The sequence below is a fragment of the Brevundimonas sp. Leaf280 genome, assembly GCF_001422455.1.
Classification (GTDB): Bacteria; Pseudomonadota; Alphaproteobacteria; order Caulobacterales; family Caulobacteraceae; genus Brevundimonas.
The window spans coordinates 226104-252900 of the sequence record NZ_LMNC01000005.1 but is presented as its reverse complement, the minus strand read 5'-3'; the positions used below and the strand labels follow the sequence as shown (position 1 = coordinate 252900).

27 protein-coding genes are annotated in these 26797 nt (G+C 67.4%); 13 read left to right on the top strand and 14 right to left on the bottom strand.

Annotation, left to right across the window (positions count from 1 at the left end; genetic code table 11):
• The first annotated feature begins 1 nt into the window (after nt 1).
• The 10 genes from ASF31_RS10985 to ASF31_RS10940 all read left to right on the top strand — a co-directional run bounded on the left by ASF31_RS10985 (nt 2) and on the right by ASF31_RS10940 (nt 11190).
• Nucleotides 2-661 (top strand): RNA-binding protein, encoded by a 660-nt coding sequence (locus tag ASF31_RS10985; protein WP_055754674.1) that lies wholly within the window; start codon nt 2-4, stop codon nt 659-661.
• Nucleotides 662-769: 108 nt separating this feature from the next.
• Nucleotides 770-3802 (top strand): translation initiation factor IF-2, encoded by a 3033-nt coding sequence (gene infB, locus ASF31_RS10980; protein WP_055754673.1) that lies wholly within the window; start codon nt 770-772, stop codon nt 3800-3802.
• Nucleotides 3803-3922: 120 nt separating this feature from the next.
• Nucleotides 3923-4732, top strand: a complete 810-nt coding sequence (locus ASF31_RS10975; protein ID WP_055754672.1) for an AraC family transcriptional regulator — start codon at nt 3923-3925, stop codon at nt 4730-4732.
• A 77-nt stretch (nt 4733-4809) separates the two neighbouring features.
• Entirely contained in the window at nt 4810-5901 is a 1092-nt protein-coding gene (locus ASF31_RS10970) for a serine hydrolase (RefSeq protein WP_055754671.1), read from the top strand.
• Nucleotides 5902-6058: 157 nt separating this feature from the next.
• A complete protein-coding gene (locus ASF31_RS10965) occupies nt 6059-6496 on the top strand; it encodes a DUF2141 domain-containing protein (protein ID WP_055754670.1) in 438 nt (145 codons plus the stop codon).
• Nucleotides 6497-6519: 23 nt separating this feature from the next.
• Entirely contained in the window at nt 6520-7998 is a 1479-nt protein-coding gene (locus ASF31_RS10960) for a carotenoid oxygenase family protein (RefSeq protein WP_055754669.1), read from the top strand.
• Between the two features lie 65 nt (nt 7999-8063).
• Complete coding sequence (locus ASF31_RS10955; RefSeq protein ID WP_055754668.1) at nt 8064-9218, top strand: acyltransferase; 1155 nt, start codon at nt 8064-8066, stop codon at nt 9216-9218.
• A 35-nt stretch (nt 9219-9253) separates the two neighbouring features.
• Nucleotides 9254-9784, top strand: coding sequence for a CHAP domain-containing protein (locus tag ASF31_RS10950; RefSeq protein ID WP_055754667.1), 531 nt, complete (start codon nt 9254-9256; stop codon nt 9782-9784).
• A 49-nt stretch (nt 9785-9833) separates the two neighbouring features.
• On the top strand, nt 9834-10631 hold the full coding sequence (locus tag ASF31_RS10945) for a tryptophan 2,3-dioxygenase (protein ID WP_055754666.1): 798 nt from the start codon (nt 9834-9836) through the stop codon (nt 10629-10631).
• Nucleotides 10632-10704: 73 nt separating this feature from the next.
• Nucleotides 10705-11190, top strand: coding sequence for a PA2169 family four-helix-bundle protein (locus ASF31_RS10940; protein WP_039247171.1), 486 nt, complete (start codon nt 10705-10707; stop codon nt 11188-11190).
• A 75-nt stretch (nt 11191-11265) separates the two neighbouring features.
• On the opposite strand, the gene rplS is transcribed toward ASF31_RS10940, so the two are convergent.
• Genes rplS through ASF31_RS10925 form a run of 3 tightly spaced genes read right to left on the bottom strand, consistent with a single transcriptional unit; the run spans nt 11266 to nt 14295 of the window.
• Nucleotides 11266-11688: a 50S ribosomal protein L19 gene (gene rplS, locus ASF31_RS10935; RefSeq protein WP_017505017.1), complete on the bottom strand. Its 423-nt coding sequence runs from the start codon at nt 11686-11688 to the stop codon at nt 11266-11268.
• Between the two features lies 1 nt (nt 11689).
• Nucleotides 11690-12415, bottom strand: coding sequence for a tRNA (guanosine(37)-N1)-methyltransferase TrmD (trmD, locus tag ASF31_RS10930; protein WP_055754665.1), 726 nt, complete (start codon nt 12413-12415; stop codon nt 11690-11692).
• A gap of 44 nt (nt 12416-12459) precedes the next feature.
• The gene (locus ASF31_RS10925; protein WP_055754664.1) at nt 12460-14295 is read right to left on the bottom strand and encodes a DUF885 family protein; all 1836 of its coding nucleotides are present in this window, start codon (nt 14293-14295) and stop codon (nt 12460-12462) included.
• A gap of 190 nt (nt 14296-14485) precedes the next feature.
• Between ASF31_RS10925 and ASF31_RS10920 the strand changes: the two genes are divergently transcribed.
• Nucleotides 14486-14623, top strand: coding sequence for an entericidin A/B family lipoprotein (locus ASF31_RS10920; RefSeq protein WP_055754663.1), 138 nt, complete (start codon nt 14486-14488; stop codon nt 14621-14623).
• Nucleotides 14624-14730: 107 nt separating this feature from the next.
• On the top strand, nt 14731-15123 hold the full coding sequence (locus ASF31_RS10915; RefSeq protein ID WP_055754662.1) for a YidB family protein: 393 nt from the start codon (nt 14731-14733) through the stop codon (nt 15121-15123).
• 4 nt (nt 15124-15127) lie between these two features.
• Here ASF31_RS10915 and ASF31_RS10910 read toward each other — a convergent pair whose 3' ends face one another.
• From ASF31_RS10910 to ASF31_RS10870, 9 genes are all read right to left on the bottom strand, one after another.
• The gene (locus ASF31_RS10910) at nt 15128-16894 is read right to left on the bottom strand and encodes a permease (protein ID WP_055754661.1); all 1767 of its coding nucleotides are present in this window, start codon (nt 16892-16894) and stop codon (nt 15128-15130) included.
• 43 nt (nt 16895-16937) lie between these two features.
• A complete protein-coding gene (locus ASF31_RS10905; RefSeq protein WP_055754660.1) occupies nt 16938-18476 on the bottom strand; it encodes a response regulator in 1539 nt (512 codons plus the stop codon).
• Nucleotides 18477-18546: 70 nt separating this feature from the next.
• Nucleotides 18547-20163 carry a YifB family Mg chelatase-like AAA ATPase gene (locus tag ASF31_RS10900; RefSeq protein ID WP_055754659.1) on the bottom strand — a complete coding sequence of 539 codons (1617 nt, stop codon included), beginning with the start codon at nt 20161-20163 and terminating at the stop codon, nt 18547-18549.
• 60 nt (nt 20164-20223) lie between these two features.
• Complete coding sequence (gene gshB / locus ASF31_RS10895; RefSeq protein ID WP_055754658.1) at nt 20224-21180, bottom strand: glutathione synthase; 957 nt, start codon at nt 21178-21180, stop codon at nt 20224-20226.
• A gap of 90 nt (nt 21181-21270) precedes the next feature.
• Nucleotides 21271-21465 (bottom strand): Trm112 family protein, encoded by a 195-nt coding sequence (locus tag ASF31_RS10890; protein WP_055754657.1) that lies wholly within the window; start codon nt 21463-21465, stop codon nt 21271-21273.
• Nucleotides 21466-21490: 25 nt separating this feature from the next.
• On the bottom strand, nt 21491-22147 hold the full coding sequence (locus ASF31_RS10885) for an LON peptidase substrate-binding domain-containing protein (RefSeq protein WP_055754656.1): 657 nt from the start codon (nt 22145-22147) through the stop codon (nt 21491-21493).
• Between the two features lie 54 nt (nt 22148-22201).
• Nucleotides 22202-23119, bottom strand: a complete 918-nt coding sequence (locus ASF31_RS10880; RefSeq protein WP_055754655.1) for a co-chaperone YbbN — start codon at nt 23117-23119, stop codon at nt 22202-22204.
• A 258-nt stretch (nt 23120-23377) separates the two neighbouring features.
• Nucleotides 23378-23932, bottom strand: coding sequence for a hypothetical protein (locus ASF31_RS10875; RefSeq protein ID WP_055754654.1), 555 nt, complete (start codon nt 23930-23932; stop codon nt 23378-23380).
• A gap of 69 nt (nt 23933-24001) precedes the next feature.
• Complete coding sequence (locus ASF31_RS10870; RefSeq protein WP_055754653.1) at nt 24002-24514, bottom strand: prolyl-tRNA synthetase associated domain-containing protein; 513 nt, start codon at nt 24512-24514, stop codon at nt 24002-24004.
• A 37-nt stretch (nt 24515-24551) separates the two neighbouring features.
• Here ASF31_RS10870 and ASF31_RS10865 point away from each other — a divergent pair, with 37 nt between their 5' ends.
• Nucleotides 24552-25319, top strand: coding sequence for a DUF6065 family protein (locus tag ASF31_RS10865; protein WP_156146787.1), 768 nt, complete (start codon nt 24552-24554; stop codon nt 25317-25319).
• 44 nt (nt 25320-25363) lie between these two features.
• Here the strand turns inward: ASF31_RS10865 and ASF31_RS10860 are convergent, their stop codons facing one another.
• Together ASF31_RS10860 and ASF31_RS10855 are read right to left on the bottom strand one after the other, a co-directional pair.
• Nucleotides 25364-25936: a hypothetical protein gene (locus ASF31_RS10860; RefSeq protein WP_026108394.1), complete on the bottom strand. Its 573-nt coding sequence runs from the start codon at nt 25934-25936 to the stop codon at nt 25364-25366.
• Between the two features lie 99 nt (nt 25937-26035).
• Nucleotides 26036-26668, bottom strand: a complete 633-nt coding sequence (locus ASF31_RS10855; RefSeq protein ID WP_055754652.1) for a LysE family translocator — start codon at nt 26666-26668, stop codon at nt 26036-26038.
• Between the last annotated feature and the right edge of the window lie 129 nt (nt 26669-26797).

The window sequence follows — 26797 nt, the reverse complement described above, 5'->3', positions numbered from 1 at the left end:
TATGAGCTTGCGCGACGCAACGATCGATAGAGAACGCCGGGACCTCGTCTCTCACGAGGTCATGGACGAATCTCGCCTGATCCGTTTCGTCGCCGGGCCCGATAGCCAGGTGGTCCCCGACCTGGGCAGGAAACTGCCCGGACGCGGCCTGTGGGTCGAAGCCAGCCGCGCCTCGGTCGAGGCGGCGGTCAAGAAGAACGGCTTCACCCGCGCGGCCAAGACCAAATTGACCGCCCCGGCCGACCTGGCCGATGTCGTCGAACGGCTGCTGGCAAGGCGCTGTCTCGACCAGCTGGGTCTTGCCCGGCGCGAAGGCGTTCTTATATCCGGCTTCGAGAAAACCGCGGCGAGCCTGCGTGCGGGCAAGGCCGCCTGGGTGCTGGAAGCCGCCGATGGCTCGGCCGACGGGCGCGGAAAGATCCTCGCCCTGGCCCGTCATCAGACCGCCAAGATCTGCGGCGCGTTCACGGCGGACGATTTGAGTTTGGCCCTTGGGCTGGAAAATGCGATACACGCCGTCCTGCTTGCGGGCGGACGCGCCGATCGGTGGACCATCGAGGTCGAACGACTGGCTGGATTTCGGCCGCTTCGCCCCCTTCACTGGGACGTTTCCAGGGTCGAGGACGGATCGGCGGGAGCACCCCCTACAGGGGCGAGCTGAGGATTTTAGCGGCCGAGGGCCTGTCTCCAAGGGCGGAGACGGGCTCACGGTCGTTCATGGGTATTAGATGAGGACGGCGGGCCTTTCCGCCCCGAGTAAAGCGACCGGATGAGCGACGAAAACGACAAGACCAACCAAGGCCAGGGCAACACGGGCGGCACGCCGTCCCAGACGGGGCCGCGCGCTCCGCTGAGCCTGAAGCCGCGCGTTGTGGGATCGGTGCCGACCGGCACCGTGAAGCAGAGCTTCAGCCATGGCCGATCCAAGACGGTGGTGGTCGAGACCAAGCGCCGCGCCGGCGCCGGCGGACCGCAACGTCCGCAGGGCTTCGACGTCGCGCGTCCTCAACAGGCCGCCCAGGCGCCGCGTCCGCAAGGTCCGCGTCCGTCGCAACCCGCGGGCGGCGCCCTCTCGGCCGAGGAGCAGGAAGCCCGCCGTCGCGCCATCGCCCTGGCCACACAAGCGAACGCCGCCAAGGCTGACGCCGCCGCCGCCGCCAAGGCCGCCGCAGACGCCGCAGCCCGCGAACAGGCCGCCGCCACCGAACGCGCCGCCCAGGCCGCTCGCGACGAGGCCGCCGCCGCCAAGGCCGCCGCAGAAGCCGCACGCGCCGAAGCCGCCAAGCTGACAGCGGCTGCGCCTGTCGCCCCGGCCAAGCCCGCACCCAAGCCGGCCGCGCCCGTCGCCGCCGCGCCTGCGCCTGTCGCGCCGACCCCGGCGCCTGCGACTTCGGCCCCGGCTGCGCCCGCCCGTCCGGCCGCTCCGGCCCGCCCGGTGGTCAACTTCGGCCAGCGCGTGCCCAAGCCCGGCAATCCTCAACGCGCCGCGCCCGAGCGTCCGGCCTTCGGCGGCCGTTCGGCCCGCGAGCAGGCGATGGGCGGCGGTGATCGCGCCTATTCGGACCGCCCGCAGAGCGATCGCCCCCAAGGCGACCGTCCGCAGGGCGCCCGTTCGGGCCCTGGCGGTCAACGCCCGCAAGGCGCCAAGCCGGCCGAGCCCGTCCGCTATTCGGCCCTGAATCCGCGTCCGGCGCCGGGTGCCGCCCGTCCCGGCGGCGCGCGTACCGGCCCTGGCGGTCGTCCGACTCCGAACGCCCCGCCGGCCGAGGCCAATGTTCTGCGTCCCGCCCGAGCGCCCGGCGCCGGCTTCGGTCGTCCGGCCGGCCGTGACGACGATCGCGAGAAGCGCTTCTCCGACGCCGGCAAGGCCGTCAGCCGTACGCGTGGCGAGCCCAAGCGCCGCGAAGGCCGCATGACCATCCAGTCCGTGGTCGGCGACGGCGACGCCGCCGAGCGGATGCGCTCACTGGCCTCGGTCCGTCGTGCTCGTGAACGCGAGAAGGAAAAGCGCAAGGGCGGCTCGACCGATGCGCCCAACCGTCCGCGTGAAGTCGTCATTCCCGACGTCATCACCGTGCAGGAGCTGTCCAACCGGATGGCCGTGCGCGGCGTCGACATCATCAAGTTCCTGATGAAGCAGGGCCTGATGATGAAGATCAACGACGTGATCGATTCCGACACCGCCGAACTGGTGGCCGAAGAGTTCGGCATGGCCGTCAAGCGCGTCTCGGAATCCGACATCGAAACCGGCTTCCTGGGCGAGGCCGACGACGCCGACGCCTCCGACACCCGCGCGCCGGTCGTGGCCATCATGGGCCACGTCGACCACGGCAAGACCTCGCTGCTTGACGCCCTGCGCACGACCGACGTCGCAGGCGGCGAAGCCGGCGGCATCACCCAGCACATCGGCGCCTATCAGGTTCGCCTGCCGGACGACCAGAAGGTCACCTTCCTGGACACCCCGGGCCACGCCGCCTTCTCGGCCATGCGGGCGCGCGGCGCCAATGTGACCGACATCGTGGTGCTGGTCGTGGCCGCCGACGACGGCGTCATGCCGCAGACCATCGAAGCCATCCAACACGCCAAGGCGGCCAACGCGCCCCTGATCGTGGCGGTCAACAAGATGGATAAGCCCGGCGCGACGTCGCAGAAGGTCGTCAACGAGCTGCTGCAATACGAAGTCATCGCCGAAAGCCTGGGCGGCGAGACCCAGATCATCGAGGTCTCGGCCAAGGAGCGGATGAACCTCGACGGCCTGCTGGAAGCCATCCTGATCCAGGCCGAGGTCATGGACCTGCGCGCCAACGCCGATCGCTCGGCCGAGGGCGTGGTCATCGAGGCCAAGCTGGACAAGGGTCGCGGTCCGGTCGGCACCGTCCTGGTCAAGCGCGGCACGCTGAAGCGCGGCGACATCGTCGTCGCCGGCGGGTCGTGGGGCAAGGTTCGCGCCCTGCTGAACGAGCGCAACGAGCAGCTGACCGAAGCCGGTCCGTCGGTCCCGGTCGAAATCCTCGGCCTGGACGAGGCGCCCTCGCCGGGCGACGTCTTCGCCGTGGTGGAATCCGAAGCCCGCGCCCGCGAGCTGACCGAATACCGTCAGCGGGTGAAGCGCGAGAAGGCCCAGGTTTCGGGCGGCTCAGTCTCGCTGGTCGACATGATGGCCAAGCTGGGCTCCAAGAAGGCCTCGGAACTGCCGGTCGTCATCAAGGCGGACGTGCAGGGTTCGGCCGAAGCCATCATGGGTTCGCTGGACAAGATGAGCACCGACGAGGTGCGCGCCCGCACGGTCTATTCCGGCGCCGGCGGCATCACCGAGAGCGACGTCAACCTGGCCAAGTCGGCCGGCGCCCCGATCCTCGGCTTCAACGTCCGCGCCTCGAAACAGGCGCGCGATCTGGCCGACCGCGAGGGCGTCGAGATCCGCTACTATTCGATCATCTACGACCTGCTGGACGACATCAAAGGCGTGCTGTCCGGCATGCTGGCGCCGCTGCAACGCGAAACCTTCTTGGGCAACGCTGCTGTCCTTCAGGTGTTCGACATCTCCAAGATCGGCAAGATCGCCGGTTGCCGGGTGTCAGAAGGCGTGGTCCGCAAGGGCGCGCGCGTCCGCATCATCCGCGACGACGTCGTGGTGCTGGAGCTGGGCACGCTCAACACGCTCAAGCGCTTCAAGGACGAGGTCAACGAGGTCACGGCCGGCCAGGAATGCGGCATGCAGTTCCAGGGCTTCCAGGACATCAAGGAAGGCGACTACATCGAGTGCTTCACGGTCGAAGAGATCAAGCGCACGCTGGACTAGCTCCTCGTCGCGAGCACGAAGAAACCAAGGCCCGGAACTCAGGTTCCGGGCCTTTTTCTTTGCGCGGTTCCTGCGCATGATGCCAAGCGTGGCCGCAAACGCCGCGCGGGGGATCGCTTCATGGCTAGACCACATCTATCCTCCGGTGACTTCTTCGGCGCGGCTTCGCGGACGGTGGAGGCCGGGGGCTTTCGCGTCGGCCTGTGGGTCGCCAGCCGCCCGCCCGAGGGCGTGGAGTTACACGCTCATGACGACGCCCATTTCGTTCTGGCCCTGGACGGCGGATACCGCAGCCTAGCCCATGATGCCCTGACGCCTCAGGGCGGCGCCTTCGGCCCCGGCGCCCTGGTGTGGAACCCGCCGGGCGTCGAACACCGCGACTGTTTCGACGTGGCGGGTGGTCGTTTTCTGTCGATCAGCTTCGATCCGCCCAAGGGGGCCGGGCGCGGCGATCCCCTGCGTCTGCGCGGACTGCGAGCCGAGGGTGCAGCGCGAAGGCTGGTCGGGGTGGCAGGGCGGTTTGCGGCTGGAGACGCGGTCGTGATGGAGGGGCTGACCCTGGACCTGGTGGCCGCGGTCCTGTCGCCGGGCGAACTGGACGAGGATCCGGCGCCGGAGTGGCTGCTCCGCGCCCATGAGGTATTGCACGACCTCACCGACCGGCCAGGGTTGGAGGTGGCGACGGTCGCCCGAATGGTCGGAGTGCATCCCGTCTCTCTGGCCCGCCGCTATCGCCGGCATTTCGGCTGTTCGCCCGCCGTCGCCATTCGCCGGGCGCGGGCGGATCGGGCGGCGGCCCTGATGGTGCGAGGGCGCGATCTGGCCGAACTGGCCCTAGGCGCGGGCTATGCCGACCAGAGCCATATGACGCGCGAGTTCGGCGTCCTCTACGGCCTGACGCCCGCACGCTATCGCGCCCTGTTCGCCTGAAGTCTACGGTTTCACCTGTTCAAGACGCCCCTTAACCGACGTGGGACAAGGTCGTCTTCTCCCCTCCAAGGACCGTCATGCGTCATCTGCTTCTTGCGACCTTCGGGCTCGCGCTTGTCCCCGCACCCGTGATGGCCGAGCCGAACTGGCTGGTCTCCACACCCGAAACCCAGCAGGTTTCGGCCGAGCGCCTGACGGCCATGGACGCCGCCGTCCGCGCCGGGACCTTCCAGAAGATCACCAGCGTCCTCATCGCCCGCCACGGCCGACTTGTGCATGAAGTCTATTTCGATGAAGCGGGCCGCGAGGCCCGACGCAACACCCGCTCCGTGACTAAAACCGTCACCGCCATGCTGGTCGGCGCCGCGATCGCGCGCGGCGACATCGCCAGCGTCGACGCCCCGGTCCTGCCCTTCGTTTCGGACCACGGCCCATTCGACAATCCCGATCCGCGCAAGGCGGCGATCACGGTCGAGGACCTGCTGACCATGAGCTCGCTGCTGGAATGCGACGACGACAATTCCTTCTCGCGTGGCAACGAGGAGCGGATGTATTTGATCGAGGACTGGGTCAAGTTCGCCATGGACCTGCCGATCCGGGGCTTTCCGGCCTGGATTCCGAAACCGGCGGACCAGCCCTATGGCCGGGCGTTCAGCTATTGCACCGCCGGCGTGACCACCCTGGGCGCCGTGGTCCAGTCGGCGACGGGCGAACCGCTTCAGGCCTTTGCGCGCGACGCCCTTTTCGACCCGCTGGGGATCGAGGGCGAGCAGTGGCAGACCTCGCCAACGGGCCTCGCTCAGGGCGGCGGCGGCCTGGGCCTGCGCAGCCGTGACCTGCTCACATTGGGCCAACTGTTGCTGAACCAGGGCCGCTGGGACGGGCGCGAAGTCCTGCCAGAAGCCTTTGCGAAGGCCATGACCGCCCCACATTCCAAGGTCGATCCCGACCGAGGTGACTATGGCTATCTGGTCTGGCTGCCGACCTATCAGGTCAATGGCGTGGCCCACCCCGCCTGGAGCATGGCTGGGACCGGCGGCAATAAGGTAGTGATCGTTCCGGATCTGGACGTGGTCGTGGTGGTGACGACCGAGAACTACAACGTCCGCAATCCGCACGGCATCGCCGACACCCTGATCGCGGACCACGCGCTGGCGGCAATGAAGTAAGGCGTTCGTTCGCGCTTCGCGAATGAACGAGGGTGGTCGTTGGCGAACGGCGGCCGTTCATCGCCGCAAGCGCGGTGGTGAAGGGCGGGGGACGACGGCACGGTCCGGTCATTGAGGGCCGGTCGTCGGTCCTCTCACCGACACAGGATACGCCGTCATGAAGACTGTCGCCGCCATCGCTCCCGTCCTCGCTCTCGCCGCCGCCCTTACCGTTGCGGCGCCGGCCGCGCCCGCCTTCGCCGCCGACCTGACCGTCGCCTTCCCGAGCGCGGCGCCCCAAGGCCAGATCATGGTCGCTGTCTTCAATAGCGAGGCCAACTACGGCGGCGTGGGCCAGCCGGCCCAGGTCGCCATGCTGGATGCAGCCGCCGGCCAGACCAGCGTCACCTTCGACGGCCTGCCCGACGGCGACTATGCGGTGCGCGCCTTCCATGACCTGAACGGCGACGGGAAGATGAACACCAATCCCTTCGGCATGCCGGTCGAGCCCTTCGCCTTCTCCAACAACGCCGTCGGCAATATGGGACCGGCTTCATGGGAACGCGCCAAGTTCACCGCCGCCGGCGCGACGACCCAGTCGATCGACCTGAAGTAAGCGACGAAAGCCGGAGCTCGATCATGACCCCCTCACGCCGTTCTTTCCTGATGGGCGCCGCCGCCCTCTCGGCCGCGGTCGCTACGCCCGAGATGGTGCGCGCCGCCGCGGCCCTAGACGCCGTCGCCGCGACGAAGGCCGACTGGGCGCTGGCGACCCAGGACGTCGAAGGCGACATCGCGCGCCAAACGATGCGCCTGGTCCACGGCCGGGCGCCGGCGGGGTTGCAGGGCGCGTTGTATCGCAACGGACCGGCCAAGTTCCGGCGGCCAGGCGGGTCGGCGACTCACTGGTTTGACGGCGACGGCATGATGCGCGCCTTCCGCATCCAGGACGGCCAGGCGACGCTGGAGGCGCGGTTCGCCGACACGCCCAAGCGCCGCACCGAAACGGAATTGGGCGCCGTGGTCACGCCGGGCTTCGGCACCAAGGGCGACGACCGCGCCCGCATTGGCTCGAACGACGACGCCAACGCGGCCAACACCGCCGTCATGGTCGCCGGCGATCAGGTCTGGGCGCTGTGGGAGGCGGGATCGCCGCTGGCCCTGTCGGCGTCGGACCTGTCGACCCGCAACTTCGTCACCCTGCGCGATGACCTGAAAGGCATGCCGTTCCAAGCCCACCCGCGCTACGCCCCCGACGGCTCGATCTGGAACGTGGGTTCGGCGGGCGATCAGGCCGTCATCTGGCATCTGCGCGCTGACCGTAGCCTGAGCGACGCGCAGGTCGTGCCCCTGCCGCGCGCCAGCTATATGCACGACTTCACCGCCACCGCCCGGCACGTGATCCTGGTGCTCCAGCCCTGGGTGTTCGCGACCCACGCCATGCCGGTGACCGCAGGCCTGACCTGGCGACCCGAGATGGGGACGCAGGTCCTTGTGCTGGACAAGGACGACCTGTCGAAGCGCCGCCTTTATGAGTTGCCGGGCTTCTTCCACTTCCACCTGGGCGACGCCTGGGCCGAGCGCGACGGCACGATCCGCTTCGATGTCGCGGCCAGCGGCGATCCGCGCTTCGCGGTCGATGGCGCGCGGGTTCTGGTGGACGGGCATGGGGTCGTTCCGGGCGATCCGGCGAAACTGGCGCTGATCACCCTGCGGCCGGATGGACGCGCCGACATGACCTACAGCGATGTCGTCGGCGAATTCCCGAAAGCGGACCCGCGTCGTGCAGGACTGAAGCGCAGCCTGACCGCCCATACCTCCGGCGAGACTCGCGGCCGGCCCCTGCCGACGGGACTGGCGGTCCACGACTGGGACAGCGGTCGCTCGCACGCCTTCGAATTCGGCGTGCATCAGGTGGTCGAGGAGGCGGTCTTCGTGCCCAAGCCCGGCGCGACGGCGGAACGGGACGCCTGGCTGGTCGGACCGTCGGTCAATCTGAAGGATGGGCGGACGGAACTGCACGTCTTCGACGTGGCGCGGATCGAGGACGGCCCGGTCGCGACCTGGCAGGCGGACGTGGCCCTGCCGGCCGGCTTCCATGGCGTCTGGGCCGGATAGTTAGGGTGGGCACAACCTTTGCGGGCCTTCACGGTTCGAAAAGGCTGACGTGCCAAGGTGAGACCATGACCCCCGTCCAGACGCCCGCCGATCTTCGCCCCATCACCGCCCTGCGCTTCGGCGCCGCCATGTGGGTCGCCGTCTACAGCTTCTGGGAAAACCTGGCGGGCGCCGGCCAGTCGGGCTTGGTCTCCAAGGGCTACTTGGGGGTCGAGCTGTTCTTCGTCCTGTCCGGCTTCATCCTCAGCCACGTCTATCTGGCGGCGGCGGGCGAAAAGCGGTTCTCGTATCGCGGCTTCCTGTGGGCGCGGATCGCGCGTGTCTATCCGCTGCATATCGCCACGCTGATCGGCGTGGGGCTGCTGGCGGCGGCCGCCCTTTTCGCCGGCATGAGCGTGGACGCCAATGTGCTGAGCTGGGCGTCGCTGCCCGCCAACCTCTTCATGGTCCACGCCTGGGGGCTGGCGCCGGTCGCGGGCTGGAACCATCCGTCCTGGTCCATCTCTGCGGAGTGGTTCGCCTACCTCTGCTTCCCGCTGTTCGCCTTCGTCTTCTGGCGCCTGCGTCATCGGCCGATCGCGGCGGTGGTCGGGGCCGCAGCCTTCCTCGTCATCCTCTATTTCGCGTTCGAGCAACTGGCCGGGTTCGCCTTGACCGAGGCGACGATCCGCTGGGGCGCGCTGAGGATCGTGCCGTGCTTCGCCTTGGGCTGCGCTCTCTATCTCGTTTATCGCCGCGCGCCGTTGAAGGCGCCGTGGATGTGCGCCGCCGTCTCGTTCGGCCTGATGGTGCTCAGCGCCGCGCTCGGACTATGGGACGGCGTCACGGTTCTGCTGGCCGGCGCCCTGATCCTGTCGCTGGCCTCGCTGCCCAACGCGCGCGCCGGATGGCTGGCGTCAAAGCCTGCGGTCTACCTCGGCGAGATCAGCTATTCGGTCTATATGGTCTGTGTGCCGTGGAAGCTTCTGGCGGTCGGTCTGGCCGCCAAACTGTTCGACGCGCCCGACAAGCAGCTTCAAATTTTCGTGTGGTTGGCGATCCTGGCCCTTCTGCCGGTTGTCGCGGCCGTCTCCTATCATCTCGTCGAACGCCCGGCGCGTAAGGCTCTGAGAGACATCGCCGACAAGCGCGCCAAGCGTCACAACAAGGTTTCAGAAGGAAATATGAAGCACGGCGATATGCCGAAACAACTTGCGACAGGGCGTGATCCCGTGGCCTAAAGGGCGCTTCCAAAGGCGGGTCGGGATACCCCAGCATGACGAAACGGCTCAAAGCCGCCGCGGTTGCGGCGACACTCGGTTTTTTTGCGCTGGGCGCCGTCCCCTCCACCGCAAAGGCTGATGAGCCCTACTGGCAGTGCGTGACCTTCGCGCGCATGTTCTCTGGCATCAACATCTTCGGCGACGCCTGGACCTGGTGGCGCCAAGCCGCCGCCAACTTCCGCACCGGCAAGGCCCCGGAAACCGGCTCGGTTCTGGTCTTCCGCCCCGAGGGCCGCATGAGCCGTGGCCACGTCGCCGTCGTCTCCGACATCCTGACCGACCGCGTCGTGCGCGTGACCCACGCCAACTGGGGCGGCAGCCGCGGCAAGGTTGAAGAAAACGTCACCGTCGTCGACGTCTCGCCCTCCAACGACTGGTCGCAGGTCAAGGTCTGGTACAATCCGATCAACGACCTAGGCACGACGGTCTATCCGACCTACGGCTTCATCTACAAAGGCGCCCGCGATGCCTTCGACGCCGGCCGTCAGATCGCCGCCAACGTCTCGGCCCAAGGCCAGCATTAAGGGCCAGCACTAAGCTTGCACCGCCCGCCATCGCGGGCGATAGGCGGGCATGACCCAATCCAGCGACATCACCTACGCCGGCTATCTGGCGTTGGACGACCTGCTTTCGACCCAGCACCCGCTGTCGGACCAGCACGACGAGATGCTGTTCGTCGTCATCCATCAGACCAAGGAACTGTGGCTCAAGCAAATCCTGCATGAGACGGCCCTGGCCCAGTCGATGGTGCGCGCCGGCGACCTGGTCCCGGCCTACAAGAGCCTGGCGCGTGTCTCCCGCATCCAGGCGGTGATGACCCACAGTTGGGACATTCTGTCGACGATGACGCCGTCGGACTATCTGCGGTTCCGAGGGTCGTTGGGGTCATCGTCCGGCTTCCAGAGCGACCAGTTCCGACGTTTCGAGGTCATGCTGGGCCTGAAGGACGCCAGCTTCCTGAAGTTCCACGAAGACCGCCCTGAGGCCTTGGCCGCGCTTCAGGCCGCCATTGCGGCGCCTAGCCTTTACGATGACGCCCTGGCCCAACTGGCAAAGGCCGGTCTGCCGGTGCCCGCCGAGGTGCTGAACCGCGACGTGACCAAGCCCTATGAGCCGTCCGAAGCCGTCGAGGCGGCCTGGCTGGAGGTCTATCGCGACACGGAACGGTGGTGGGTCCTGTATCAGCTGGCCGAGAAGCTGGTTGATCTGGACGACGCCCTGCTGACCTGGCGGCACAAGCATGTCGTTACGGTCGAACGCATCATCGGTCGGCGTCGCGGCACGGGCGGAACGGAAGGCGCCGCCTATCTGGCCTCGACCCTGAGCAAGCGCTGCTTCCCCGAACTGTGGTCGCTTCGCACCAAACTTTGATGTCGCAGGCGGCAACCTTCGCCGCGCCGGGCCATTTCGCCGTTTGACCGCAACAGCGGAAGGAATGGACGAGATGAGCAACCCCAACGCCCACGACATCAAGGTTCTGAACGGCCTGATCGAAACGACGCTGGACAGCGCGGACGGCTATCGCGAAGCAGCCGAACAGACGCAAGACCCGCACTACCGCACCCTGTTCGAGCGCCGCAGCAGCGAACGCCAGCAGGTCGTCGACGATCTGTCGGCCGCCGTGCGCGGTCTGGGCGGCGATCCGGAATCCGATGGATCGATCCTGGCCAAGGCCCACCGCGCATTTCTGGATGTGAAACACGCCCTGCTGCGCAACGACGATTCCGTCGTCGGCTCGATCAACTCAGGCGAGGGGTTCATCGCCAACAAATATGAAAAGGCGTTGGAAGACACCGGCATTTCCGCCACGACGCGCGAGACGATCCGGCGCGCCTATGCGGCGGTGAAGACCGAGCATGAGCAGATGGAAGCCCTGAAACACAGCCTGGAAGGCCAGCGCGACGCGGCCAATCCGCTGTTCCCGCAGTAATTCCGGACTGACGGAATAGAAAAAGGCCCCGGCGTCACCGCCGGGGCCTTCGTCATTTGATCATCTAACCTGAAACTAGGCTTCTTCGGTCTTGGCGGCCGAACCGGTTTCCGGAACGACGACGCCCTTGGCGGGACGGACAGTCTGGCGCTCGGCGATACGGGCCGACTTGCCGCGACGATCGCGCAGATAATAGAGCTTGGCGCGACGCACGACGCCGCGGCGCTTCACTTCGATCGACTCGATGTTCGGCGACAGGATGGGGAAGCGGCGCTCGACGCCTTCACCGAACGAGATCTTGCGGACCGTGAAGGTTTCGCTGATGCCGCCGCCGTCGCGGGCGATGCAGACGCCTTCGAAGGCCTGAACGCGCTCGCGCTCGCCTTCCTTGATCTTCACGTTGACGCGCAGGGTGTCGCCGGGCTGGAATTCCGGGATCTTGCGTTCGCCCAGGACGCGGGCTTTTTCTTCGGCGTCCAGCTGTTGAACGATGTTCATGTCATTTCTCCTCGGGCTTTGCGCCCTTTAGCTGTGAGTTGGCGAGATGCGCCTGCCAGAGGTCCGGCCGCCGCTCCCGCGTAGTCGTCTCCCGCTGCGCCCCACGCCATCCCGCGATCTTCTTGTGATCGCCCGACAGCAGCACCTCGGGTATCTCAAGCCCCTCGAACGTCCGCGGTCGCGTGTACTGCGGGTGTTCCAAGAGCCCATCCTCGAAGCTTTCGGACGACAGGCTGTCGCCTGAGCCGAGCACGCCGGGGATCAGTCTTACGCACGCCTCGATCGCGACCATCGCCGCCGCCTCGCCGCCGGCGAGAACCGCGTCTCCGACCGAGACCTCCTCGAACCCGCGTGCGTCCAGCACCCGCTGATCCACCCCCTCGAAACGGCCGCACAGCACGACGATCCCGTCGGCTTTCGCCCATTCCTTGACGCGCGCCTGGGTCAGGGGTCGACCCCTGGCGCTCATGTACAAAAGCGGCCGTTTCGGTCCCGGCAGGCTATCGACCGCCCGAGCCACCACGTCCGCCTTCAGAACAGCTCCCGGGCCGCCACCCGCAGGGGTGTCGTCCAGGAAGCCGCGCGTATCTGTGGAAAAGGCGCGAATGTCAACCGTTTCCAGGCTCCACAAGCCCTTCTCGCGCCAGGCCGTGCCAATCAGCGACACGCCGAGCGGGCCCGGAAAGGCCTCGGGAAACATGGTCAGGACGGTTGCGGTAAAGGGCATGGCGCGCGCCCTTTACCGCTCCGTGACCGGAAAGGCGAGCCGAGTCAGATCGTCGGCGCCCCGCCGCCTGCCGCGATCCAGCTGTCCACCTGATCCTCCAGCACGTCCAGCGGCACCGAGCCAGAGCCCAATACGACCGCGTGGAAGTCCTTGATGTCGAACTTGTCGCCCAAGGCCGTCCTGGCCCGGTCGCGCAGCTCCTCGATCTTCAGCTCGCCGATCTTGTAGCTGGTCGCCTGGCCGGGGTTGGTGATGTAGCGCTCGACCTCCTTTTCTATGTCGCGCTCGGACAGCAGGGAGTTCTGGCGGAAATAGTCCATCGCCTGTTCGCGGCTCCAGCGCTTGGCGTGCAGGCCGGTGTCGGTGACCAGACGCACCGCGCGCCACAGCTCGGTCGAGAGCCGGCCGAAGTCGGAATAGGGGTCCTGATAGAAGCCCATCTCCTTGCCCAACTGTTCGGCGTACAGCCCCCACCCTTCCGCATAGGCGCCGTAGCCGCCGAACCGGCGGAAGCGCGGCAGGCCCTCGATCTCCTGCGCATAGGCGATCTGGAAATGGTGGCCCGGCGCGCCCTCGTGATAGCTGATGCCCTCGATCTGGGGCTTCAGCACCTGGGTCATGTCCGACAGATTGACGTAGTAGATGCCCGGCCGCGATCCGTCCGGCGCGGGCGAGTTGTAGAAGGCGATCGAGGCCGTCGCCTCGCGGAACGGCTCCACCGCCCGCACCTCCAACGCCGCCTTGGGCAGGGTCGAGAACCACTGCGGCGCCGCAGCCATCACCTGGGCGATGAAGCCGCGCGCGTCCGTCAGATACTGCTCCTTGCCCTCGGGCGTGTTCGGATACTGGAACCGTGGATCCGTCTTCAGGAAGGTGAAGAACGCCTGCAGCGAGCCGGTGAAGCCGACCTGGGTCTTGATGGTCTCCATCTCGGCCTGGATGCGGGCGACCTCGGCCAGACCGATCTGATGGATCTGGTCGGCGGTCAGGTCGGTGGTCGTCGAGAGCTGGAGCCGGGCGTTGTAATAGGCCTCGCCCTGCGGCAGGCGCCACGCGCCCGCATCGCTGTCAGCCTTGGGCTGCACCTCGTCCAGCGCCGTCAGCACGGTCTCGAACCCGGCCTTGTAGGGTCCGGTCAGCGCCGCGCGGGCTTCCGACAGCAGCCGGTCCTTCGTCGCCTGATCCGTCTCCAGCGCCTCGACCTTCTTGGTGAAGTCGGCCCAGACCGGATTGTCCGCGCCATCGTCGAACGGCGCGCCAGTGATGACGTTGCGGGTGTTGGCGATGGACGGGGCGAAGACGAAGCGCGGCGAGACGACGCCCGCCGCCGCGCGCTGACGCAGTTCGTCGGCCACCTGATCCATCTGCGTCTCGGCGGCCTTGATCCGCGCGACATAGGCCTCGGCGTCGGCCACGCTGGAGACCCGGTGGTTGTTGATCAGAAAGACCGGCAGGCTGGTGGTCGGATTGCCGTTGGCGGCGAACTGAAAGCCCCAGTCGCGCCACTGGTTCGACAGTCGCGCCTGCTGGACGCCATATTCGAACATCCGCCACGACAGCGCCGCCTGCGGCCCCAGCTTCTGCGGATCGAACTGGGCCTTCATCTGCGCCAGCTGCGCTTCCTGAAGCGCCAGGGCGCGGTCGGCGGCGGCGTCCGACACATCGTCCAGCTTGTCGTAGTCGGTCTTGATGCCCAGCGACGTCATCTGCTGCGGGCTCAGCGCGATCCGCGCCTGGAAGGCCTGCTCAAAGAAGGCGTTCAGCCGCGCATCCTCGCTCTGGATCTCAGCCGCCGGCGGCGCTGCTGGCGTTTGGGCCATGGCGGGCGCGGCGGACAGCACCGCCATCATGGCGGCGGAAGAGATCAGAAGACGACGCATGAACAACCCCTCGTGAAGCAGGGGCGCACCTTCGGGGTCGCATTCGCTAGGCGCAAGCGATCAATGCCGCCGCCGTTGCGGCGATCCGACACGTCGAAAGCAAAATCTCGATACGGCGTCGCTTGATGCAACCCAAGCCCAGGGTCGGCGTTTGGACGGAGCTTGACCATACCAACAAGGGGTTCACACCATGCGCAAGATCATCACTCTGACCATCGTCGCCGCCGCCCTGGCCGTGTCGGCCTGCAACACCATCGCCGGCGCCGGCCGTGATGTCTCGGCCGCCGGTTCGGCCGTCACCACCGGCGCGAACGACGCCAAGAACTAAGTTTCGGCGAAAGCTGAGGCTGCAAAGGCCCGTCGGATCACCGGCGGGCCTTTCTCGTATCCGTCGCACGACGGTGTTACGGTGCGACGTCAGACAGGAGATGGACAATGGGCTTTCTCGACAATGTGGTGAAAGGCCTGGGCGACGACGCCGCAGGCGGACTGAGCGACCTGCTCAAGGGTCAGGGCGGCGTCGGCGGACTGGCCGAAAAGTTCGGTCAGGCGGGCCTGGGCGATGTCATCGGCTCTTGGGTCGGCACGGGTCCGAACGCCAATATCTCGCCTGAGCAGATCACGGCCGTCCTGGGCCACGGTCCCATCGCCGACATCGCCGCCAAGATGGGCGTGACCCCCGAACAGGCCGGCGAGACCCTGGCCGGTCTTCTGCCCGAAGCCATCGACCGCCTGACCCCCGGCGGTCAGATCGACGGCGCCGACGACCTGCTGGGCAAGCTGCCGGGCGGCCTGGGCGCCATGATCGGCGGCTTCCTGAAGCGCTGAAGCCTCAGGACGGCTGGCCCTCGGTCGCCGCGATCGCAGCCTCCTCTTCCAACGCGGCCTTCTGGCGCGCCTGCAAGGCGGTTTGCTTGCTGGCCACCACGAACGCCAGAACGATGGCGAACACGCCGATGATCGTCGAATAGAGGAAGAAGACGACGTAGCCCGCGCCGAGCGCCGCCGGCGTCACGCCGCTGGTCGCCGCTCCCGCCGCCAACGACCCTTCGGGCAATCGCGCGAACAGTGGCCGCAAACCGGCGAACGGTCCTGTCCCCTCCGCAGCCCGCGCCGACGCCTCGACGATCCGGCCAGACTGCGATGCGATAAGCTTGCCCGGGAGCGCATAGAGCGAACTGAACAGGGCGTATTGCGTCGCGGTGAAGCCAATCGACGTCAGGCTGGACATATAGGCGATCAGGGCGGTCCCTGCGTATCCCGTGGCGACATTGTCCACCCCGATGGCGACGGTCAGGGCCGGGATGCTGGGGCCTTGGGTCGCCAGCCAGGCGAAGACCAGGTTCGACACCGGGCTCATGAAGGCGCCGATCACCATGGTGCGGATCAGGCCCAGCTTGGCTACCGACCAGCCGCCGACGAAGACGCCCAGGGTGGTCATGACCACGCCAAACACCTTTCGCACCTCGGCCAGTTCCGTCTTGGAGAACCCGAGATCCAGATAGAAGGGGTTCATGATGTTCAGCACGAAATCCGCCAGGCGATAGACGCAGATCAGCGCCAGGATCAGCGTGGCGACCCCCGCGAACCGCTTGTAAAAGTCCACCACGGGTTCGCCGAACGACCCTGCCAGATAGGCGCCAGGTCGGGTCTTCACGCCAGGCACGGGCCAACACGCCAGCACCATCACCGCTAGGCCAAGGAAGACCAGGCCAACCTGCAGATAGACGCCCTCGGGCTTGGCCGAGAGGGCCGACGCCACCGCCGCCTTGCCTTCCGCGCCCAGGCCGAACAGTCCAAACATCGCATTCAGCGGGCCCGACTGGCCGGTCAGGCCTGACCCCAGCACCATCGCCGCCACACCGATGACGGCCAGGCGCACGATCCATTCGATCACCTCGAAGCCAGGGCGAGACGGCACGTCACCGACCGGGATGGCGCGGATGGAATGGGCCTTTTCACGCGGGGCGAACAGAACGCCGGCGATGCCGAAGCCCATCAGAGCGGCCATCACGGCGTAGGACAGGTTCCAGTTATAAAGATCAGCCAGGACCAGCGGCACGGCGCCCGCGACGATCATGGCGACCCGGTAGCCCATCTGATAAGCGGCGGCCATGGCGCCATGCCGGCCGTCGTCGGCGGCCTCGATCCTCCAGGCGTCGATGACGATGTCCTGCGTCGCGCCGAAGAAGCCGACCAGTGCGGCGAATCCAGCCACTGCGATCAGGGCGTTGGCGGGGTTCAGGGTCGAGATCGACCACAGGCCGAACACGATCACGGCCTGCGTCACCAGCATCCAGGCGCGGCGATGACCCAACAGTCGCGTCAGTCCGGGCACGGACGTCCGGTCGATCAGCGGCGCCCAGACGAACTTCAGCGAATAGGAAAGGGTGGCCAGGGCGAAGAAGCCGATGACTTCCAGCGTCTGGCCGCTCTCGCGCAGCCAGGCCGACAGGGTGTCGAAGATCAGCAGGTTCGGCAGGCCCGCCGAAAACCCCAGCAGCAGCATGATGAACACGCGCCGCTCGCCATAGACAGCGAGGCCGCCGAAACGTCCGGCGGGTTTGCCGGTGGCGGCGGGGGTGGCTTGGTCGGTCATGCACGGCTCCGGCGCGGCGGCCGGAAACGCGGGCGCCTGTAACTCAGCCGACCTTGGCGCGGATGTCGCGCTTCGTCCAGCGGGCGAGCGCGGCGCGCAGGGCCTCGGCGTCCAGCGGCTTGACGATATGGTCGTCCATGCCGGCTTCCAGGCAGGCGCGTCGGTCCTCGGCGAAGGCGTTGGCGGTCAGGGCCAGGATCGGCGTCGTGTCGCCCGCCGCGCGGATGGCGCGGGCGGCGGCGGGACCGTCCATGCCGGGCATCCGCATGTCCATGAAGACAACATCGTAGCGTGCGCGCTTGAGGGCCGCGACGGCCTCGTCGCCGGTGGCGGCGGTCTCGACGGTGCAGCCTTCGCGACGCAGCAGGGTGCGGGCCAGAAGCGCGCCGACCGGATTGTCTTCGGCCAACAGCACGCGAATGCCGGCGAACTGCACGGGTGCGACGCGGTCGTCCTCGACATGGGCCGCGACGGGAGCGGCGCTTCTGTCGCCCGTCTCGGCGCCGATGGCCGCCAGGACCCGTTCGGCCAGGGAGGCGCGACGCAGGGGCTTGATCAGATAGCCGTGGAAGCCGGCGGACCGATACCGCGCGATCAGATCGCGCTCCGACGGTTTCAGAAGGACGATTCCACGGCCGGTGGCGGGCAGGGCGGCCAGGCTTCCCGTCGAGGCGCCGGCGTGATCGATCAGGGTCACCGGCGCCTGGTCGGCGATCGTGCCGCCAGAGGCCTCGATCTGGGCGCTGGCGGCGGACTGGACGAAGGGGTCGGGCGAGCGCACCGAGACCTTATGATTTCGCAGCGGCTTGTCCCGCGCCACGGCGACGGCGGCGAAGGCAGCCTCGAAGCGGAAGCGGGCGCCCCTGCCGGATGTGGCGCCGTCGGGCCGGTCCTCGACCCGCACCGAGCCCTCCATGGCGGCGGCCAGTTTGCGCACGACCGCCAGCCCCAGGCCGGCGCCGTCATGCCGCACGGCGTCGGAGGAATCGGCATGGCCGAACTCCTCGAAAATGCGCGCGCGGGCCTCGGGCGCGACGCCCGGCCCGGTGTCGTCGACCAGGAAGGCCAGGCGCGGGCGGGCCGCGCTGCCGCCGGCGCGTTCGACTGTGATCCGCACGCCGCCGGTCTCGGTGAACTTCACGGCGTTGCCGGCGAGGTTGAACAAAACCTGACGCAGCCGGCCCTCGTCGGCCAGGACATCGGGCGCGTCGGCGGCCACCGACCAGACGATCTCCAGGCCCTTGTCGTGGGCGCGCGGGCTGAGAAGTTCGGCGACGCCGCGCACCAGCCCTTCCAGATCGACCGGCGCCAGGTCGAACTCCAGCGCCCCGGCCTCCAGCCGCGCATAGTCCAGCAGATCATTGACCAGACCCAGCAGATGTTCGGCCGACTGACGCGCGTTCTCGGCATAGGCGCGCTGGGCGCCGTCCAGCCGGGTCCGCTGCAACAGGTTGATCATGCCGATGACGCCGTTCAGCGGCGTGCGCATCTCATGGCTCATCAGCCGCAGGAACTGCTGGGCGGGGTCGACAGGCGCGCTCGTCCGCTCCTCGATCCGCTTCGTCGCCGTCCGTCGCGTCATGGCCGTCTCCCCAACGAGACGGAGCCTAAAGGTCGACGGTTAAGGATGTCTCCACCATGACGCGGGCGCCTCACGCGTGCAGGAAGGGCGTCTGCTCGTCGTCGCCCTCGCGCAGGCCGAAGCCTTCATGGCGCTGCGCCACGCGGCGGTCGAAGTCCGCCTCGGCGCCGATGGTGGTGCGGCGGTAGATCAGGGCCTCGGCGATGTGGCGGCGCAGAACGCCGGTGCAGCCGTCCAGGTCGGCGATGGTGCGGGCCAGGCGCAGGGTGCGGGTCCAGCCGCGCGCGGTCAGGCCGCCGGCCTCGCCCGCCCGCATCAGCAGCATCCGGCCCGCCTCGTCCGGCGTGGCGAACCGATCCAGAGTGCCGCCGGAGGCGCGGGCGTTCAGGCCTTGGGCGGCGTCCAGCCCGGCCTCGCGCACCCGGTCCTCCTGCATGGCGCGGGCGGTCGCGACGCGCGCCCGGGCCTCGGCCGTGCCCTCGGCGGGCGGGGGCAAGGCCATGTCGGCGGCGGTGACCGGCGGGGTCTCCACCGTCAGGTCGATGCGGTCGAACATCGGGCCGGAGACGCGGTTCTGATAGTCGCGCTGGCAACGCGGAGCCTTGCCGCACGCCCCGCGTCCGGCCCCGCCCATGCCGCAGCGGCAGGGGTTCATCGCCGCAACGAGCTGGAACCGCGCGGGATAGCGTATGTGGGCGTTAGCGCGGGCGACGACGATTTCGCCCGTCTCCAGCGGCGCCCGCAGCGAGTCCAGGGCTTGGGCCGAGTATTCCGGCAGCTCGTCCAGGAACAGCACGCCATTGTGCGCCAGCGAGGCCTCGCCGGGCTTGGCGCGCAGACCGCCGCCGGTCAGAGCCGCCATCGAGGCGGAATGGTGCGGGCTGCGGAACGGGCGATCGCGGGTCAGGGCGCCGCGTTCGATCAGGCCGGCGACCGACCAGACCATCGAGGTCTCCAGCAACTCCTGCGGGGTCAGGGGCGGCAAGAGGCCGGGCAGGCGCTGCGCCATCATCGACTTTCCCGACCCCGGCGGGCCGATGAAGAGCAGGTTGTGGCCGCCGGCCGCCGCGATCTCCAGCGCGCGCTTGGCGCTTTCCTGACCCTTGACCTCGCGCAGGTCGGGCACAGCCTTGCCGTCCGCCAGCGGTCCGGGCTCGGGCGCGCGCAGAACCTGGGTTCCCTTGAAATGGTTGACCAGGCTGATCAGAGAGCGCGGCGCGAGGATGCGGGCACCGCCGGCCCAGGCCGCCTCCGGTCCCGTCGCTTCGGGGCAGATCAGGCCCAGGCCCATCGCGTCGGCGGCGACGGCGGCGGGCAGGGCGCCCCCGACCCGCGCGATCTGGCCGTCCAGCCCCAGCTCGCCGATGGCGGCCCAGCCGTCGAGCGCATCGGGCGCGATCACCCCCATGGCCGCCATCAAAGCCAGGGCGATGGGCAGGTCGAAGTGGCTGCCCTCCTTGGGCAGGTCGGCCGGCGCCAGGTTGGCGATGATCCGCTTGGCGGGCAGGGCCAGACCGATGCCGGCGAAGGCCCCGCGCACCCGCTCCTTGCTTTCGGCCACCGCCTTGTCCGGCAGGCCCACGATGTTGAAGATCGTCGGCCCGTCGGCGCCGATCAACTGGACCTCGACGTCCACGCGTCGGGCCTCAACCCCGTCAAAGGCGACCGTGACAACCCGCGCGACCATGCCGTTCTCCCACCTGAGCAAGAGAACGAACCATGAACCGAAATCTAATTCAAGTGGCGATCACGCAACCTGTGCGGCGCGTTTGGCTTCGATGGCGTCCCACATCAGGGCCGTGGCGTCGATGCCGGTGAAGGCCTTCAACTGCTGGGCGCCGGTGGGGGAGGTGACGTTGATCTCGGTCAGATAGTCGCCGATCACGTCGATGCCGACGAAGATCAGGCCGCGTTCCCTCAGCGTCGGGCCGATGGCGGCGCAGATTTCCAGGTCGCGCGGCGTCAGCTCGACCGGCATGGCTGTGCCGCCGACGTGCAGGTTCGACCGCACCGCGCCCGCCGCCGGCACGCGGTTGATGGCGCCGACGGGCTCTCCATCGATCAGAAGGATGCGCTTGTCGCCCTTGGACACGGCGGGAATGAACTTCTGGATCACCAGCGGATCGCGGCTGCCGGCGGCATGGATCTCGATCAGGGCGTCCAGGTTGGGGTCGTCGGCGCGCAGCTTGATGACGCCCGAGCCGCCGTTGCCGTGCAGAGGCTTCAGAACCACCTCGCCGTGCTTCTTATGGAAGGCGTCCAGGGCGACGGGGTCGGCCGAGATCAGGGTCGGCGGTTGCAGGCCGGGGAAGGCGGTGACCATCAGCTTTTCGGGGGCCGACCGCACCTGGGCCGGGTCGTTGACCACCAGGGTCCGGGGATGGACCGTCTCCAGCAGATAGGTGGCGGTCACATAGGCCATGTCGAACGGCGGGTCCTGGCGCATCAGGATCACGTCCACGTCCTCGGCCAAATCCAGCTTTTCCCAGTAGCCGAAGTCGACGTGGTTGCCGACCTCGCGCCGCACGGTGATCGAGCGGGCGCGGCAGTAGAGCCGGCCCTCTTCCAGCGCCAGGGTGCGGAAGTCATAGACCCACTGTTTGTGACCGCGCGCCTGAGCCGTCTCGGCCATCAGGAAGGTGGTGTCCCCGGCGATGTCGACGGCCTCGATCGGGTCCATCTGGATGGCGACTCTGAGGGTCATTGTTCTTGGGCCTATCGCGCGTCGCGCTACTTGAGGCCCGTTGAGCGCGCCGCGCTCCGGGCCAGTGGATGTTCGGTGTCGGTGCGGCGCTCAGTCGAGCTGACGCGCTTCTTCGGCCAGCATGATCGGCACGCCCTCGCGGATCGGATAGGCCAGTTTGGCGCCCGCCGAGATCAACTCGTTGGCGTCGCGGTCGTAGGTCAGTTTGCCCCGCGTGACCGGACAGACCAGCACTTCGAGCAGGCGGGGATCGACGGAAACAGGGGTGTTGAAGGCGTCACTCATGGCGGATTCCTGAAAGCGTGGCCGCTTATTGCATGGACGGCGCGGCGTCGTCACCGCCGTCGGCGGCGTCGATGCGCATCAGGGCGGTCAGGGCCTCGGCGCGGGGCATCAGGCCTATGGCCTCTAGCAGAGCCTGCTTCTCGGCGGGTTCGAACGGCAGGGCCATCGACAGGCTGTTGACCAGGGCCTCCATCGGCGCGGTCTCGGCCGTCTCCCAATCGATGTCCAGGAGCCGGTGGGCCATATAGGCGCGCAGGGCGTCGAGGAAGGCGTCCCTGTCGAAGTCCGGCTCCTCGGGCGGGGAGACGAGATCGTCCTCATAGGCCTCGAACGCCGCGCGAACCTGGCGGTAGGGAGTCTTGGACGGCATCTCGGCGGCGATGCGGAAACGCGACACGCCGGTCAGGGTGATCAGATAGCGCCCGTCGGAGGTCTCGGCGAAACTGGTGATCCGACCCGCGCAGCCGACGGGCGACAGGCCGGGCAGGGCCGGCGTGCCGCCCTTGGGCTGGACCAGACCGATGATCCGGTCGCCGGCCATGGCGTCGTCCACCATGTTCAGATAGCGCGGCTCGAAGATGTTCAGCGGCAGCTGTCCGCGCGGCAGCAGGATGGTCCCGCCCAGCGGGAACACCGGGATCACCTGGGGCAGGTCGAGGGCGCGAACGTAACCCTGGGGCATCTTTTCTCCTTGGCCTATCGCCCTTCGGGCTACTTGAGGCCGGTGGTTTCGCGCTTACGAAAACAGAATGGACGACAGGCGGCGACGGCCATCCTTGGACACGTCCGAGGTCAGGCCCGCCGCCTCGAAGATGACCAACAACTGTTTGCGGGCCGCCTGATCGTTCCACTCGCGGTCGGCCTGGATGATGGCCAGCAGATTGTCGACCGCGCCCTTGAAGTCGCCGGCCGCGCTCTGGGCCTCGGCCAAATCAAAGCGCGCCTGATGATCGTTCGGATCGGCGGCGACCTTGGCCTCAAGTTCGGCCGAGGCGCCGGCCAAATCGCCGGTGGGCGCCTTGGACGCCAGGGCCAGCTGGGCGCGCACGCTCTGGACCGTCGGCTCCTTGGAATCCTGCGGCGCCATGGCGATGGTCTGTGCCGCCTGTTCGGGGTCGCCGCCCGCCAGATAAACCCGCGCCATGCCGGCGATGGCCTTCTCGTTCTCAGGCTCGATCGACAGAACGTGGGCGAAGGCCTGGGCCGCGCCGCCGAAGTCGTTCAGGCCCAGCGATTCCTCGCCCAGCTCCAGCAGCTGCGCCGTCTCGGTCGAGCCGCCCTGACCGCCGGTCAGCTTGTCGATGAAGGCCTTGATCTGGCTGTCGGGGATCGCGCCCTGGAAGCCGTCGACCGGCTGGCCGTCCACGAAAGCATAAACGGTGGGGATCGACTGCACCCGCAGCTGGCCCGCATAGGCCGGATTGGCGTCCACATCGATCTTGACCATCTTCACCGCTCCCTTGGCGGCGCGCACGGCCTTCTCCAGCGCCGGGCCCAAGGTCCGGCACGGCCCGCACCAGGTGGCCCAGAAGTCGACGATGACCGGCTGATGTTTTGACGCCTCGATGACGTCGGTCATGAAGGAGGCGTCGGTGCCTTCATTGATCAGGTCGCCGGCGGCGTCGGGGGTCAGGGTCGGGTCGAGCAGGGTCATGGGCGAAGTCCGCGCAGAAAGATCAGTCAGGTTCAACGGTTCAGATGGCGTCGAGATGCGTCGGCATCAAGCCGGGAAAAGGTCACGCCGGGATTTCAGAAGGCAGTCGTGAAAAACACCGTCTAATTCGTCTAATTGCTCTGAATTTCCTCGCCGTCGTACCAACGTTCACTTCAGGATTGGCAAGATGGGGCGACGACGTGGATCGTCAAGACGACGCGAAGCGCTGGTGCTGAGGATGAGAAGCTGACTTGGCGATCAGTGCGCGTCAGCGACTTCAGCGACTGCGTAAATATGATCCACCGGTATCGAGAGCTTGGTTTTTTCCAGAGTGGGGCCACCCGAGAGTTCGACCTCGAGCATTCCGCCATTTGAATGATCAACGACCTCATCTAATGTAACAGTCACCGTGAAATCCTCGCTCCATAAACACTCGGATTGGGGGGCGTCGGGCCTGGAAGTGCATTCCCGAACCATGACTGGTCCCCGCTTAAACGCCGCCAACTCCCCGTTCAAAAACGCGGCTCTGTCGTACAGGTGAGCTCGTCCCCGATAATAGGCGGAGCCTTGGATAAACAGAGCACCTGAAGCCCCGCTAATGTCGATACGCCCTGCGTAGATATCGGTGCTGTCACCCTCCACCACTGGAGAGTAGATTTCCCGGCGTTCGGCACGTGCTATGGTTTTGACGCTGACCAAAACGCCGTTGGAAGCGGTTACCGTCGAGTCCTCGATGTCTTGCCCAACAGCTGCTCCTGCGAACATGAGAGCCATCGCCACTACGCAAGAACGAGATAAGATCAGACCGAACATATGGATTACATTAGCGAGCGGCGGCGTTTATCGAAAGTGGGGTTGCGGTGACGCCAATGGCGTTCTCGATCAGTCCAAAGCCCCGAAATCCACCACGATCGGCTCCCGCCCCAGCAGCGCCAGCACCCGCCGGAAGGCCGACTGATCCAGGGCGGTGGTCGCCGTATTGGTAAGGGGGTGGAAGTTGACGATGTCGGCGTCCCACAGGCGGCGGTCCAGCACGAAGGTGACGCGGCGGTCGATGTCGTTGATCAGGCCCAGCGCCGTGACCGAGCCGGGGCGGACGCCCAGCGTTTCCCACATCAGCGTCTCGTTGCCGAACGACAGGCGGCCCGACCCCATGACGGCGGCGGCGCGTTTCAGGTCGATCACCGTGTCCTGACGCGCCGAGATCAGCCACAGCCGGCCTTTGTGATCCTTGAGGAACAGGTTCTTGGTGTGGGCGCCGGGCAGGTCGGCCTTGAAGTCCAGCCCTTCCTCGACCCGAAAGACGGCCGGGTGGTCGTGGGTGAGGTGATCGACGCCGTTCGCCTTCAGCCAGACGGTCAGGGTCTCGCGGTCGAAAGCGGGTGCGTCAGTCATGGTTGAGCCGTCGGGTTTCGGGCGTTAGGAAATGGTCATGGTCGATACCGTCAACACGCGCCCGCTGGAACTGGAATGCTATCCGATGACGGCCCGGCCGCCGGACCTGGTGCCCGGCCGCCAGTCGCGCAACTGGATGGACGCCTTCATCAGCCGCCACCCCTATCGCTGTCTGCCGCTGAACATGGCCAACACGACGGGGTGGGAAATCCTATGCCCGTTCGGCTTCTCGGCCGAGTGGAACGGCGGTCCGCGCCAGGAGGACATCGTCATCACGCCGGATCGGCCCCAGCACGATCTGGCCCATTTCGTCACCTCGCACTTCTCGCGCGGGGTGCTGACCATGCATCCGCAATATCTGTTCCGCACGCCGCCTGGCTGGGGGATGATGTGCTCGGGGTCGCCCAACCATGTGAAGGACGGCATCCAGCCGCTGGTCGGCCTGATCGAGACGGACTGGCTGCCCTTCCCCTTCACGATGAACTGGATCTTCACCCGACCGGGGCGGATCACCTTCGAGAAGGGCGAGCCCTTCTGCTTCATCAATCTGATCGAGCACAAGAAGGTCGAGCAGTTCCAGCCGATCATCCGCACGCTGGAATCCAACCCGGTGATGAAGGGTCAGTTCGAGGCCTGGAACCGCGCCCGCACCGACTTCAACCAGCGTCTGGCCGGAGGCGATCCGGATGCGGCCAAGGAGGCCTGGCAGCGCTACTATTTCAAGGGCGAGGTGCCGGAAGATCTGGGCACGGCGCCCGCGACCCATTCCAACAAGCGCCGGCTGAAGTCGCCGCGGGTGGGATGAAAGGAAAAAGCCCCTCTCCACGCCGTGGAGAGGGGCTTTTATCATCAGGCCGCCGGGCGGGTGACCTGCGGGCCCAGGTTCTGGATCACCTCGCGGGCGTCGAAGGCGTTGGGGTCGTTGGCGGGTTTGGGGCCGCGACCCAGGACGATTTCGGCGTTGGCCTCGAAGCGGTCGACCTGGCGGACGTCGAAGTCATTGACGCCCCACGGGCCGTAACGGTCCCACGGGCTCCAGAAGCCGCTGCGGTAGTAGCGCCACGACGGACCCCAGTAGGGGCTGTAGAAGCGGTTATAGCCCGAATAGAACGGATCGGGCGTGCCGACGAAGCGGGTGTCGCGGTCGGTGGCGCGGTTGACGGTGGAGAACCAGTCATAGCCGCTCTCGACCGTCAGTTCGGCCGAACGCAGCAGCAGCGACTGTTCGACCTGCTCGCGCGAGGTCAGCGAGTTGCCCGAGAAGCTGACCCGGAAACGATTGTTCTCCAGGCGCTGCTCGGCATAGCCGCCACGCTGGCCGTTGAAGCCTGCGGGTTGATACGGAGTGGCGGTGGCGCAGGCCGCCAGGGCCAGACCGGCGGCGACGGTCACCGCCAGGGTCTTCAGGGGGAGGGTTTTCATGACATCAAACTCCTTGATCGCCCATTCGGGCGCTCTGACGGCTGAACGGAGCATGAACGAAGGCGTTCCCGACCACTGTATGACGAAGCGTCGCGGCGTCTAGAGCCGAAGAACGATCAGCACGGCGGCGACCATCAGCAGCAGGCCGACGAAGACGCCGAAGCCATTTCGAAAGCGCGGTTGCTGCATGCGGCGCGACAAGGCGGCGCCGGACAGGGCGTAGGTGCTCATCGACACCATATCCATGCCGATGGCCGCCATGGCGAACATCGCCATCTGCGGCGCGACCGGGCGGTTCACGTCGATGAAGGGCGGCAGGACGGCTGTGAAAAACAGGATGGCCTTGGGATTGGCGATCTGGACGGCGAACCCGTCGATCAGGGCGCTGCGGCCTTTCTTGACGACGACCTCGTCGGGATCGGCGGCGGTGGCGAAGGCGCCGCGCAGCGCCTTGATCCCCAGCCAGGCGACATAGAGCGCGCCCAGCACGGCGATGACCTTGAAGGCGGCGGGGAAGGCCTTGACCAAGGCGCCGAGACCGAGGGCCGCCGCGCCGAACCACACCAGCGTCGCGGCGTTCATGCCCAGCACGCCGATCAGGGCCGAGGCGCGGCCCTTTTCAACGCCGGTCGCGACGGCGAACAGATTGGCCGGGCCGGGCGTGATCGCCATCACCGCCATGACGCCGAGGAAGGTCGAATAGAGGTGCGGATCGACGGGCAAGGCGGGCATGCGGCGCGATGTCGCTGCTTAGTCTGTCGCGGTCAAGGCGCTCTGTCTCCTCCCCGCGTCGCGGGGAGGTGGCGCGGCGCATCTTCGCGCCGTGACGGAGGGGTTCTTCACCGCCAGTACGCATCCGGG

What these genes read in the sequence shown, in the direction of transcription:
- ASF31_RS10985 (WP_055754674.1), top strand. Translation starts at nt 2, where the DNA reads ATGAGCTTGCGCGACGCAACGATCGATAGAGAACGCCGGGACCTCGTC.
- infB (WP_055754673.1), top strand. Translation starts at nt 770, where the DNA reads ATGAGCGACGAAAACGACAAGACCAACCAAGGCCAGGGCAACACGGGC.
- ASF31_RS10975 (WP_055754672.1), top strand. Translation starts at nt 3,923, where the DNA reads ATGGCTAGACCACATCTATCCTCCGGTGACTTCTTCGGCGCGGCTTCG.
- ASF31_RS10970 (WP_055754671.1), top strand. Translation starts at nt 4,810, where the DNA reads ATGCGTCATCTGCTTCTTGCGACCTTCGGGCTCGCGCTTGTCCCCGCA.
- ASF31_RS10965 (WP_055754670.1), top strand. Translation starts at nt 6,059, where the DNA reads ATGAAGACTGTCGCCGCCATCGCTCCCGTCCTCGCTCTCGCCGCCGCC.
- ASF31_RS10960 (WP_055754669.1), top strand. Translation starts at nt 6,520, where the DNA reads ATGACCCCCTCACGCCGTTCTTTCCTGATGGGCGCCGCCGCCCTCTCG.
- ASF31_RS10955 (WP_055754668.1), top strand. Translation starts at nt 8,064, where the DNA reads ATGACCCCCGTCCAGACGCCCGCCGATCTTCGCCCCATCACCGCCCTG.
- ASF31_RS10950 (WP_055754667.1), top strand. Translation starts at nt 9,254, where the DNA reads ATGACGAAACGGCTCAAAGCCGCCGCGGTTGCGGCGACACTCGGTTTT.
- ASF31_RS10945 (WP_055754666.1), top strand. Translation starts at nt 9,834, where the DNA reads ATGACCCAATCCAGCGACATCACCTACGCCGGCTATCTGGCGTTGGAC.
- ASF31_RS10940 (WP_039247171.1), top strand. Translation starts at nt 10,705, where the DNA reads ATGAGCAACCCCAACGCCCACGACATCAAGGTTCTGAACGGCCTGATC.
- rplS (WP_017505017.1), bottom strand. Translation starts at nt 11,688, where the DNA reads ATGAACATCGTTCAACAGCTGGACGCCGAAGAAAAAGCCCGCGTCCTG.
- trmD (WP_055754665.1), bottom strand. Translation starts at nt 12,415, where the DNA reads ATGCCCTTTACCGCAACCGTCCTGACCATGTTTCCCGAGGCCTTTCCG.
- ASF31_RS10925 (WP_055754664.1), bottom strand. Translation starts at nt 14,295, where the DNA reads ATGCGTCGTCTTCTGATCTCTTCCGCCGCCATGATGGCGGTGCTGTCC.
- ASF31_RS10920 (WP_055754663.1), top strand. Translation starts at nt 14,486, where the DNA reads ATGCGCAAGATCATCACTCTGACCATCGTCGCCGCCGCCCTGGCCGTG.
- ASF31_RS10915 (WP_055754662.1), top strand. Translation starts at nt 14,731, where the DNA reads ATGGGCTTTCTCGACAATGTGGTGAAAGGCCTGGGCGACGACGCCGCA.
- ASF31_RS10910 (WP_055754661.1), bottom strand. Translation starts at nt 16,894, where the DNA reads ATGACCGACCAAGCCACCCCCGCCGCCACCGGCAAACCCGCCGGACGT.
- ASF31_RS10905 (WP_055754660.1), bottom strand. Translation starts at nt 18,476, where the DNA reads ATGACGCGACGGACGGCGACGAAGCGGATCGAGGAGCGGACGAGCGCG.
- ASF31_RS10900 (WP_055754659.1), bottom strand. Translation starts at nt 20,163, where the DNA reads ATGGTCGCGCGGGTTGTCACGGTCGCCTTTGACGGGGTTGAGGCCCGA.
- gshB (WP_055754658.1), bottom strand. Translation starts at nt 21,180, where the DNA reads ATGACCCTCAGAGTCGCCATCCAGATGGACCCGATCGAGGCCGTCGAC.
- ASF31_RS10890 (WP_055754657.1), bottom strand. Translation starts at nt 21,465, where the DNA reads ATGAGTGACGCCTTCAACACCCCTGTTTCCGTCGATCCCCGCCTGCTC.
- ASF31_RS10885 (WP_055754656.1), bottom strand. Translation starts at nt 22,147, where the DNA reads ATGCCCCAGGGTTACGTTCGCGCCCTCGACCTGCCCCAGGTGATCCCG.
- ASF31_RS10880 (WP_055754655.1), bottom strand. Translation starts at nt 23,119, where the DNA reads ATGACCCTGCTCGACCCGACCCTGACCCCCGACGCCGCCGGCGACCTG.
- ASF31_RS10875 (WP_055754654.1), bottom strand. Translation starts at nt 23,932, where the DNA reads ATGTTCGGTCTGATCTTATCTCGTTCTTGCGTAGTGGCGATGGCTCTC.
- ASF31_RS10870 (WP_055754653.1), bottom strand. Translation starts at nt 24,514, where the DNA reads ATGACTGACGCACCCGCTTTCGACCGCGAGACCCTGACCGTCTGGCTG.
- ASF31_RS10865 (WP_156146787.1), top strand. Translation starts at nt 24,552, where the DNA reads ATGGTCGATACCGTCAACACGCGCCCGCTGGAACTGGAATGCTATCCG.
- ASF31_RS10860 (WP_026108394.1), bottom strand. Translation starts at nt 25,936, where the DNA reads ATGAAAACCCTCCCCCTGAAGACCCTGGCGGTGACCGTCGCCGCCGGT.
- ASF31_RS10855 (WP_055754652.1), bottom strand. Translation starts at nt 26,668, where the DNA reads ATGCCCGCCTTGCCCGTCGATCCGCACCTCTATTCGACCTTCCTCGGC.